The following is a 10,626-nucleotide window of genomic DNA, read 5'->3' on the forward strand; positions in this document are numbered from 1 at the left end:
CCCCCGGGCGGGTTGTCCCTTCGGATACTCCCCTAACGTGTCAAGTCAGTCGACCCTGAGATGTCCCCGAGGAACTCGGTCTCAGGGTCGAAATCCTGATCGCCGGGCGCACCTTGTACAACGATCTCGGCCGCCGCTTCAGTTGCATCATCAGCGAAGTGCGCGGCCTCGCCGTGCGTCCACTGTAGCCATGCGTCCCGCGTGTGCTCCCCGTCGCGCGCGACGCTCCGCGCCATCCGCAGGTCACGCGGCGCGGTCACCCAGACGAGAAGAGTGAGGTCCGCGCGGATCGCCCGCCGCCCGGACGTCACCCCTTCGAGCACAAGAACATCGGTGACGGGCACAGCCTGCCAGCCACTCGAGAAGTCCTCCGCGTACCAGTCGTAGCGGCGGTACGCCCCGGGCCGGCCGGCCCGTAGAGGGCCGAGCACCCACTCCTCCAGCCGGGGCCAGAACGTGAGCATGTCGTTCCACCCGTCGAGCAGGTCGTCGGTGTTCACCACCGTCACGGACGCCCCCGCCGCCCGCACCGCCGCGGCGAGCCGCGCGCCGAACGTGGTCTTGCCCCCACCCGACGGCCCGTCGACCGCCACCAACCGCACCGGCCCCAACCGCGCCGGCCGCCCCAGCACCTCGGCCGCGACCTCCGCGTACCTCACCCCACCCCGCCTTCCATCGCCACGGCCGGCCCCGCCACGCCACGCCTCACCATGCTCCGACCACGGGCAGGCCGGCCGGCGCGCCCTCCTCGATCAGCCGCCGCAGCGCCACCGTGTCGAGGTGCTCCTCGACCAGGTCCCCCAGCAGGTCGATCATCCGTTCCCGCACCGCCCCGTACCGCGTGTCGGCCGCGACCACGAACCCGGTGCGTCCGGCCAACCGGGCCGCCTCCGCGAGGAACGCCCGCCGGAACCCGTCGGACTCGAACGCACCGTGCCAGTGCGTACCGAACACGGCACCGGTGCGTGCGCCCTCGCCGGTGCCGTCGGGCCGCCGGATGAACGGGTCGGCCGCGTCGGTGGCCCGTCCGTGGTGGATCTCGTACCCGGCGACCGGCTGCCCGAACGCCGTCCCCTCCGCCGGCGCCACGGTCTTCGCCGCGTCGAACGTGACCCGCACCGGCAGCAGACCCAGGCCCGCCACCGTTCCCCGCCGGCTCTCCACGTGGTCGGTGAGCTCCTCCGCGAGCATCTGGAACCCGCCGCAGATGCCCACGAGCGGCCGTCCCGCCGCGGCGTGCGCGAGCACCGCGTCGGCCAACCCGGTGGCCCGCAACCACTCCAGATCGTCCACAGTGGACTTCGTACCCGGCAGCACGACCAGGTCGGCGTCGGCGAGCTCGCCGGGCTCGACGGTCAAGCGCACCCGCACCCCCGGCTCCGCCGCCAACGCCTCCGCGTCGGTGGCGTTGGAGATGCGCGGCAGCCGCACCACCGCCACCCGGAGCCACTGCGTACCCAGCGCCGGCCCCGGACGTCCGAGCACCCGCCCGTACGCCAAGGCGTCCTCGGCGTCGAGCCACACGTCGACGTGCCACGGCAGCACACCGTGGAACGGCCGCCCGGTGAGCTCCGTGAGCCGGTCGAGACCCGGACGCAGCAGACCCGCGTCACCCCGGAACTTGTTGACCACGAACCCCGCCACCAACGCCTGGTCCGCGGGCTCCAGCAGGGCGAGCGTGCCGTACAACGCGGCGAACAGCCCGCCCCGGTCGATGTCGCCGACCACCGTCACGGGCAGGTTCGCCGCCCGCGCCAGCCCCATGTTCACGAAGTCACCGTCACGCAGGTTGATCTCCGTGGGGCTGCCCGCACCCTCACAGATCACCGCGTCGAAGTCCCGTCGCAGCCCGGTGAGCGTGTCGAGCGCCGTGGCGCGCAACGTGTCACGCACCATCCGGAAGTTGCCCGCGTCGACCGAACCGACCACCTCCCCGAGCAGCACCACCTGACTCGACAGGTCGGAGCCCGGCTTCAGCAGCACCGGGTTGAACCGCACGCTCGGCGCCAAGCCGCAGGCCGCCGCCTGCAGGGCCTGCGCCCGCCCGATCTCCCCGCCCGTGCCCCCGTCGACCGCCACCGCCGAGTTGTTCGACATGTTCTGCGCCTTGAACGGCGCCACCCGCACGCCGTTGCGCCACAACCACCGGCAGATCCCGGTGGTGAGCACGCTCTTCCCCGCGTCGGACGTGGTCCCCGCGACGAGCAAACCACCCCCTCCTCCCACACCACCATCCTGGCCCAGCGCCCGACCCGTCCGACGACCGAGCCTCCCGAAGCCGAACCGCCCGAGCCACCCGACGGCCGAGCCCAGGGTGGGCCTGGGACCCCCGCCCACCCTGGGTGCCCTGTCAGGCGTTCGCGCCGACGCGTGAACGGCCCCGGCGGGTCCGCACCGGCTCGGCCGCTCCGGACGCCCGCTCCTCCCGGTCCGGCGGCTCCGACATGCCCACCGACTCGATGCGGCCCACCGACGCGGTCAGGACCGCCGGCCGGTCGTCGGCACCGTCGTCGGCGTCGCGACCCGGGCCGCGGTCGGCGCCCTCGTCGTCGCCGTCGCCCTGTTCCGGGTCGAGCGTGGTGGTGCCGAGCTTCTGCTGGGCGGTGGCGATCAGCTGGGCGAGGTCGGGGCCCATCTCGTCGGCGACCGTTTCCTTCAGGTTGTCGAGCGTCACCGGGCCGGAGTTCACCGGCGCGTCGACGCCGGTCTGCGGGAACTCGGAGCCGTTCGTGGCCCGCAGTTCCTCGCCGAGGCTGGCGGCGACCGCCTCCGAGCGGGCGTTCTCCTCGGACGCGACCTCGGTCGGCTCGCCCTTCACGTGCTTGTCGGTCTCGGCGTCCTCCACCACGGTGGTGTTGACGTTGATCCGCCCGCGCCTGAACGCGGCGACCCCGCGCGACAGGTCGTGCCCGACCGCCACCGCCTCGAGCTCGTAGGTGCTGCGGCGCTGACCGTCCTCCGTGGTCCAGTCGCGGGTGAACAGCCGGCCGGTGACCACCACCGGGTCACCGACCTTCACCGAGGCCACCACGCCCTCGGCCAGCCGCCGCCAGCAGTTGACCCGCACCCGCAGGTTGTCGCCGTCGATCCAGCGGTTGTTCTGCTTGTCGAAGCGGCGTGACGTCGACGCGATCTTGAAGTTCGCGACGAGTGCGTTGGTGCGCTCGAACCGCCGCCACTCCGGGGTGTTGAGCGCGTTGCCGACGACGGTGATGTTCGTCGTGTCGTACATGAATCACTCTTCTCTACTCTCCTGGCCGCGGCCCGGTTGCCGCGGCCGGTCGGGGAGTCGACCCGCACTCCACCCTGGCCGCCGCGCCGGCCACAGGCGCGGCGGTGAACGGCGATCTGTGGACGGCGAGGGCGCTTGTGGACGGGGTCGCGCTCACGCCGGTCCCCTGCTATGGACCACGACGGCGCCGCAGGTCCCCCACCTATGGACCACGGCGGTACCGTGACGTACCGTCGCGACGTGAGTGTCGATGTGGTCACCGACGTCCTCGGCGAGCCCTACACGTGCCGCACCATCCCGCTGCGCGACGACGACGAGGGAGCGGTCACCGCCACACTCGTCGCCTGCCGGTCCGAACGGCCCACGAACGCCGCCGTGCTGTACGTGCACGGCTTCGTCGACTACTTCTTCCAGACGCACCTCGCCGACTTCTTCCTCGGCGCGGGCCTCGACTTCTACGCGCTCGACCTGCGCAAGTACGGCCGCAGCATGCAGCCGCACCAGACGCCGAACTTCTGCACCGACCTGGCCGAGTACTACGAGGAGCTCGACGAGGCGGTCAGGATCATCCGGGACGAGGACGGGCACGACCGGCTACTCGTCAACGGCCACTCGACCGGCGGGCTCGTCAGTTCCCTGTGGGCACACGACCGCCGCGGCCGGGGCAAGGTCGACGCGCTGTTCCTCAACAGCCCGTACCTCGACGTCAACGGCTCCGCCATGGTGCGCAAGGTCATCGCGCCGGCCGTGGCGCGGCTGGGGCGCTCCCGACCGCACGCCGCGCTGCGGCTGGCCCTACCCGAGGTGTACGGACGCTCGCTCCACCGCGACTACGACGGCGAGTGGGAGTACGACCTCGGCTGGAAGCCTCTGCAGCCGTTCCCGGTACGGGCCGGGTGGGCGCGCGCCATCCGGCAGGGGCACGCGCGCGTCCACAATGGACTCGACATCCAGGTACCCGTGCTGGTCGCGTGCTCGATGGCGTCGTACAAGCGGGCCCGTTGGAGTGACGCGGCGCGCGCAGCCGACTCGGTACTCGACGTCGACCAGATCGCCCGCTGGACCCCGGCCCTGGGCCGCAACACCACGCTGGTCCGCCTCGAAGGTGGCATGCACGACCTGACGCTGTCGCCGGAACCGGTGCGCGACAGGCTCTTCGCGTCGGTGCTGCAGTGGATGTCGGCCTACTTCCCGGTCGATCCGGTACGGAAGACGGTCAGCGCCGTCGGGGCCGAGGCCGTCGCCGCGGTCGCCGCCGAAGCCGGCGGCGACTAGTAGTGCTTCGTCAGGTCTGTTGACCGGCCGCACCGCTCGCGCTCGCGCCCTTGTCGAAGCGTGCGCCGATCTTGCATCCGTGGCCGCCCCTATTTGCGGAAATGTCGTGTTTGGAGGGAGGCCATAACTGCAAGATCGGCGCAGAGGGCGCCCGGGGACGGCGCCGATGTGGGTCGTTCAATGCGTTGCGCCACACAGCATCCGGGAACCCGACAAAGCACTACTAGCGCTGCTGACGGGGGACGATCGTGCGGTCCTCCGGCGTCGACCAGCGCTCGTACGCCTCGCCGTACCCGTCGTCCCAGGTGCCGACCGGCTCCTCCACCGCCGCGGGCACGTCGTCGAACACGTGCCAGCGGTCGCCGCGCCGCTCCAGGAGGTCGGGGACCAGCGAGTGGTGCGGGTTCGCGAACATGACCCGCTCGACGCAGCGGTGCGCCTTGTCGAGCCCGGCCGGCGAGTCCGATCCGGTGATCACGAGGACGTCGCGCGCCGGTACCGCCACCACGGGCGTCCCCGGCAGCTCGGGCACCAGTTCGGCCCAGAACACGTCGGCCAGCAGCAGGCTCGACTCGATGCCGTGGAACGAGGCCATGAGCGCCGGCGGGCTGCCGTGCAGGCTGGCCGTGTCGATCATCGCGTGGAGGTTGCCGAACGCGAGACGGTGCAGGGTGCGCTCGTCGAGGCCGTGCCGGTGCAGATCGGCCCAGCCGAGTGGCGTGTCGGGCGAGTCCACCGGTGCGTAGGTGATGCCCACGCCGGGTACGAAGGCATGGACGACGGTGCTCGTGCGGCGCCCGCAATGGTGGGCGAGGACGGGAACGATGTGATCTGTCGTCACCTGCACGTACCACACGGTAATGGCCTATCGACCCATGTAAACATCGTCCGATTGGCGGATGGCCCAGGCCCGTCGGCACGGCGCGAGCGCCGAGGGGTTATGGCGAGGCGTTCCGGGCCGAGGGGAGGTAACCTCTATCGGCGCTGTAGTGCGCAGCGCGCCCGTAGCTCAGCGGATAGAGCCACCGGCTTCTAACCGGTAGGTCGCAGGTTCGAATCCTGCCGGGCGCACCATCCTCATGAGTCAGCGGCACATGCGGCCGCTGTGTCCGCTGGGGTGTCGACCCGTACCGGCCGGGTGGAAGGTGACCGGGTGGAAGGTGAACAGCCCGGACACGCGGCTGATGTTCCGCTTCCCGCGGGGAGGATGACGCCGGGCGTCGTCCGCCGGGGCGGGCAGGTGCTGCGCCCGATGGGCTCGTGGTCTGGCGGCGTGCACGAGTACCTGGGGCACCTGGAGTCTGTGGGCTTCGACGGAGCGCCCCGGCTCCTCGGCACCGAGGGCCCACGCGAAGTCCTTACCTTCATCGAAGGCGACGTGCCCGTCGACCCGCAGTGGACGCCGGGACGGGGCAACCGACTTCCGTCCTACGCCCGGTCGGACGCCAGCCTGGTCGGGGCGGCCCGACTGCTGCGACGCCTGCACGAGGCGGCTCGTGGGTTCCAGCCTGTCGACACCGGGTACCGCTTCCATCCCCATCCGCCTCGCGCGGGCGAGATCGTCTCGCACGGCGACCTCGGCCCGTGGAACACCGTCTATCGGGACGGCGTTCCCGTGGCTTTCATCGACTGGGACTGCGCCGGCCCCGTCGAGCCCGTGGTGGACCTCGCCGCGGCGGCATGGGAGTTCGTTCCGCTCGCACCGCCCGAGGTGCTGGGGGAATCGGGCTTCGACCCTGTGCCCGACATCGCCGTCCGTCTACGACTGTTCACCGACGCCTACGGCATCGACGATCGACGCACCGTGGTGCCCGCACTCCAACGCAGCCGGCTACTCACCGCCGACCGCATCAAGTACGCACCGCTGACGCCCGCGGAGGCAGCGGAGAACCTCGAGTTCCGCGCACAGGAGTTGCGCTGGCTGCACTCGATGGTCCCGCTCTTCGACAGCGAACTCGCGTCGTGACAGACGACAGCGGCGGGCGGCCGGGCCGGACCGGTCATCCTGACCCTCGGGGACCGACCTGGCTGGACGAGCCGACCGTCGACGCGCTGCGCGGACGGCCACCCCGGCTGCCGCTGCCCGAGGTGGTGGCGCTGTCCCGAGGTGCTGCGAACGGTGTCCGGGACGGTCGGCCCACTGCCCGAGCCGATGACGCGGACAACGACACACACGCTGCGCGCCCGATTCGGGCCGCTGGTCAGACCCGCTAAGCGACACCGGGTGCTGTCCTGGTGTGAGTGGGCCGACCGGGCCCTCGCGACGCCGGGCCGTACTGGTGCACGGCGACTTTCACGGTGACAACATCTCTGGAACCCGCGGACCCTGCGGCTGCGCCTGATCCTCGACCTGGAGACGGTCGGCATCGGCGAACCCGAGTTCGACCTGCGCTGCCTGCCGGCAGACTGCGGCATGGAACTGTTCACCACGACGGTGACGCACCACGAACAGCTGACCGGCACGACAGTGGACGTCGACCGGATCATGGCCTGGCACCTGCGCACCGTCCTCGGCGACGCGCTGTGGCGGGCCGAGGCAGGCGTCGCGCTGCCTGACAGGCGCACGCCGGCGCACTGGGTCGACGACCTGACCGCCCGGTTCGCCGAGTTCAGAACCCCGAGCTAGGAAGCTGGCCCCGGATCCCCGTCGGTCATGGCCGGCCAAACCTGGATGAGTGGCTTCCGCCGTCACCGAGGTGTACGGACCCGGGGGGCCGATCGCCAGCGGACCCCTCGAATCATCCTCCTGCGATGTACTCCGAACGGCTGCCGTAAGCCAACGACGGGTGGCGTACGACCCTCCGATATACGACGGTGCCGGCCGCCAAATGGTCCATTGTTGGGCGTCACCATCAATGGCTACATTCGCAGAAAGCAACGCTCGGCGCGATCATTTGCCGCTATCGGCGGAGCCTGGCCATCTTCCGCGGCGTTGATCACTGTTCAGTCACTTTTCCGATCCGGGCCGAGATTCCGATCTTTGTGGTGATCTGGCGCCCGGACGTGTAGTTGGCTTACGCACAACCCTCATGCAGTACCGCTGGGAGAGATCATGACGCGTAGCAATGGCGGGATCTGGCGGCCACTGATCTCAGTGGATGCCAAGGGGTACGGTGCGGCCGATGACCGGCGGCAGGCCGCCATGCAGCGGGGACTCGCCGACATGCTGCGGGCCAGCGCCGCCGAGGTCGGCCTTCGCCGCGACGAATGGGTGTGCCAGCCGGGCGGCGACGGGGAACTCGCGATTCTTCCGGCCGACGAGGGGATGGTGACGGTACTCGACGCCTACGTGCGGGTACTGGCCGACCGGCTGCAGGAATACAACGACGATCGTATCGAGAATGCCCGGCTGCGCCTACGGATGGCCGTTCACATGGGAGTCGCCGCGCCGGCCGCCAACGGATACTCGGGCGCCGGCGTCGTCGTGGTGAGCCGGCTCGTCGGATGTGCCGCGGCTCGCGCGGCGCAGGCCGCGGCGCCGGAGGCGAGCCTCGTGGTCGTCCTGTCGAACAGCATCTTCCAGAACCTCGTCGCACAACGCCACACCAGGCTCGGGCCCAAGCTCTTCCGCCGCATCCAGGTGGAGGTGAAGGAGTATCGCGACGAGGCGTGGCTGTATGTGCCCGGCCACGATGTGCACGCCCTGGACCTGACCACACCCCCGGCCGGACCCCCCACCGGGTCGACCCCGTCGGCACCGAAGCCGGCGCCGACGCCGAAGCCGCCACCGGCGCGGGAGCAGGCGCCGGCGCGGGAGCCGGCGAACCGTCCCGGCCCTCCTCCGGCCCGCTTCCAGCAGACGAACGTCTTCGAGGACCAGGTCACCGCAGACGTGATCGGTATCAAGCAGGAGTACTTCAGTGGCTGAACCGGCCGACGACGAGGACCGGACGCAGCCGGGGCAACCCGACGGCGAAGACACCGGTACCGAGGACACGGCCGAGCTACCGGGCGGGAACACCGATCCCGACACCGCCGACGAGGGCTCCGGGTCCGAGGAGGAACCCGACGGGTCCGGCGAAGAGCCATCGACGGCTCCCCGCGGTGGGTCCCGCTCCGACAGTGGGTCCCGCTCCGACGGTGCGCGGCGTTCGGGGCCGACCCGGACCCGCGGGCACGGCGACCGCGACGACCTGATGCCCAGCCAGTTCGGCAACCTGATCAACATCTTCCAGGACCAGGTCCGGGCCGGCACGATCGGCCAGAGCGGTGCGTCTCCGGGCGACCAGCGCCGTCGCAACACCGCGCGGAAGATGAACGAGTCCGAGGTGACGGCCGACCTGCGCTACTACTGCCGTCCGGACCGCTGGGGCGACGCGGTGGAGCGTCTGCAGAACGACCACGTAGTGGTTCTCTGCGGACGCACCGGTCTCGGCAAGCGCGCCGGTGCGGTGAACCTGCTCCGTGAGGTGACGCATGGCCAGTTGGTGGTGATGTCGGCCACCAGCGACCTCAAGCACCTGGCCGCTCGGAAGTACCAGAAGGACTTCGGCTATCTCGTCATCAACCAGGTCGACACGGCCACCAGCGAAGACCATGACTTCGCGTGGCGCGACATCCGCGAACAGGTCCGCAACGCGAACGCCTACCTCGTGGTCACCACCGTCCTGGCCGCCGATACGAAGGTGGACTCCGTCCGTCACTTCGACTGGCAGCGGCCGGACCTGCACGCGACCCTGGTGGGCTTCCTGGCCGACCACGACGTGGAACTGGACGACGAGGTGATCGCCAGGGTCGTCGCCGAAACCACCATCGAGTGTTCGATGGCGGAGTTCGCCGACGTCGCCAGGAGACTCGCGGAACGCGAGCCGCACGAGAAGATCCTGGAGACCTTCGGCGAGACCTGCGCGCGCCGGGTACAGGACTGGTTCGACGAGCCACGCGAGGCCAGGGAGATCGTCGAGGTCGCGGTGCTCGCGTTCATCGAGGGTGTGTCCAACCGGGAGCTGGACTGGATGCACCGGGAACTGGCGGAGCTGCTGGAGAAGCACGGCGCCATGGAGACGCGGGCGAAGCCTGCGCGCAAGGGCACCGACCCGCCCGCGCTGGTGACCGGTCGGCGGCACCGGGTGCTCGAGAACAGCCTGATGGTCGAACGCCACGTCGCCGGGTACACCGCCGACCGCCGGGTGCTGGAGTTCCGCAGCCGCGCGTACCGGCGGCACGTGCTGATCGAACTGTCGCGCCGCTACCCGAACCCGTTCTGGGACGCGATCGCCCAATGGCTGTGCGGCATCGTCCTCCAGCAGGATCAGGAACTGCGGGTCGCCGAAGGGCTGGCGCTGCTGGCGGCGGTCGACTTCGACGAGGTCGAGGGGGCGTACCTGCACCCGTGGTCCAAGGGGCAGATCCTCGCTCCCGGCCAGGTGACCGCGGTGTACACGTTGTGGTGGATGTGCTACGCGGAAGACACCATGCCGGTCGCCCTGAAGATCGCCAAGCAGTGGGCGAACCATGGCACGCCCAAGCAGCGATGGGCGGCGGCCATGGTGTACAGCGGCGAACTCGGCGCCTGCGATCCGGCCCACTCCATCAAGCAGCTCTGGAACCTGATCATCCAGTCGGCACAGGGTTACGAAGAGGCCTGTTACGCGATGGCGCTGCTGTTCGCGACCCTCACGCGCTCCACGGAGGAAGCCGGCAAGGTGCTCACGACGCTCGAGCGCCAACTGGACCGGCCGATCACCAGGCCGCAGGACGTGCAGGTCGTCCAGCGGGCCCGCGTCGTCCTGCGCGATCTTCTGCTCCTTCGGGACGAGCGGAAGATCCCGGTGACGTTCGTGTACCTGGAGAAGTACCTGCCCGACGAACCCGTCCGGATCCACCTGATCGCGCGCCTCTGGGCCAGCGCCATCTCGCATCAACCGTTCCGCAAGATGGTTCTCGAGTCGCTCTGGGACGGGCTGAGCAGGCTGGCGAAGATCTCCGACGAACCGCGGGAACTTGCCCGGCAGCTCGGCGAGTCGATCATGACCGCGATGCAGTCCGAGCAGATCGACCGGTTCTACCGGGACTTCAAAGCCGTCGACGCCTACCGGCGCATCCGCGGCAAGTCCAAGGAGTCGCTGGCCCTGATCGTGCTGGATGTCATCGAACGCCATTACCGCAAACGACGCTAA

General features: G+C 70.2%; 9 protein-coding genes and 1 tRNA gene. 6 read left to right on the plus strand and 4 right to left on the minus strand.

The genetic code is table 11. From position 1 onward, the window contains the following. Nucleotides 1-32: 32 nt before the first annotated feature. The 3 genes from Voc01_RS24890 to Voc01_RS24900 all read right to left on the minus strand — a co-directional run bounded on the left by Voc01_RS24890 (nt 33) and on the right by Voc01_RS24900 (nt 3,232). A complete protein-coding gene (locus Voc01_RS24890) occupies nt 33-659 on the minus strand; it encodes a uridine kinase family protein (RefSeq protein ID WP_203929946.1) in 627 nt (208 codons plus the stop codon). A gap of 46 nt (nt 660-705) precedes the next feature. Beyond that, nucleotides 706-2,208, minus strand: coding sequence for a cobyric acid synthase (locus Voc01_RS24895; RefSeq protein ID WP_239160467.1), 1,503 nt, complete (start codon nt 2,206-2,208; stop codon nt 706-708). A gap of 142 nt (nt 2,209-2,350) precedes the next feature. Then, nucleotides 2,351-3,232, minus strand: coding sequence for a single-stranded DNA-binding protein (locus tag Voc01_RS24900; protein ID WP_203929948.1), 882 nt, complete (start codon nt 3,230-3,232; stop codon nt 2,351-2,353). 252 nt (nt 3,233-3,484) lie between these two features. Here Voc01_RS24900 and Voc01_RS24905 point away from each other — a divergent pair, with 252 nt between their 5' ends. Next, a complete protein-coding gene (locus Voc01_RS24905) occupies nt 3,485-4,507 on the plus strand; it encodes an alpha/beta hydrolase (RefSeq protein WP_445009829.1) in 1,023 nt (340 codons plus the stop codon). Between the two features lie 223 nt (nt 4,508-4,730). Here Voc01_RS24905 and Voc01_RS24910 read toward each other — a convergent pair whose 3' ends face one another. After that, complete coding sequence (locus Voc01_RS24910) at nt 4,731-5,354, minus strand: DUF1444 domain-containing protein (protein WP_203929949.1); 624 nt, start codon at nt 5,352-5,354, stop codon at nt 4,731-4,733. A gap of 151 nt (nt 5,355-5,505) precedes the next feature. Between Voc01_RS24910 and Voc01_RS24915 the strand changes: the two genes are divergently transcribed. From Voc01_RS24915 to Voc01_RS24935, 5 genes are all read left to right on the plus strand, one after another. Next, nucleotides 5,506-5,581, plus strand: a tRNA-Arg gene (locus Voc01_RS24915). Nucleotides 5,582-5,660: 79 nt separating this feature from the next. After that, nucleotides 5,661-6,473 (plus strand): phosphotransferase, encoded by an 813-nt coding sequence (locus Voc01_RS24920; protein WP_203929950.1) that lies wholly within the window; start codon nt 5,661-5,663, stop codon nt 6,471-6,473. 447 nt (nt 6,474-6,920) lie between these two features. Continuing rightward, nucleotides 6,921-7,133: a hypothetical protein gene (locus Voc01_RS24925; protein WP_203929951.1), complete on the plus strand. Its 213-nt coding sequence runs from the start codon at nt 6,921-6,923 to the stop codon at nt 7,131-7,133. A 426-nt stretch (nt 7,134-7,559) separates the two neighbouring features. Next, complete coding sequence (locus tag Voc01_RS24930) at nt 7,560-8,375, plus strand: hypothetical protein (protein ID WP_203929952.1); 816 nt, start codon at nt 7,560-7,562, stop codon at nt 8,373-8,375. Then, nucleotides 8,368-10,626, plus strand: a complete 2,259-nt coding sequence (locus tag Voc01_RS24935) for a DEAD/DEAH box helicase family protein (RefSeq protein ID WP_203929953.1) — start codon at nt 8,368-8,370, stop codon at nt 10,624-10,626. Before Voc01_RS24930 ends, Voc01_RS24935 begins: the two co-directional genes overlap by 8 nt.

The sequence above is a fragment of the Virgisporangium ochraceum genome, assembly GCF_016863655.1.
Taxonomy (GTDB): domain Bacteria; phylum Actinomycetota; class Actinomycetes; order Mycobacteriales; family Micromonosporaceae; genus Virgisporangium; species Virgisporangium ochraceum.

Excerpts from the sequence above, each read along its gene's own strand:
- Voc01_RS24900 (WP_203929948.1), bottom strand. The coding sequence starts at position 3,232 with ATGTACGACACGACGAACATCACCGTCGTCGGCAACGCGCTCAACACC.
- Voc01_RS24925 (WP_203929951.1), top strand. The coding sequence starts at position 6,921 with ATGGAACTGTTCACCACGACGGTGACGCACCACGAACAGCTGACCGGC.
- Voc01_RS24930 (WP_203929952.1), top strand. The coding sequence starts at position 7,560 with ATGACGCGTAGCAATGGCGGGATCTGGCGGCCACTGATCTCAGTGGAT.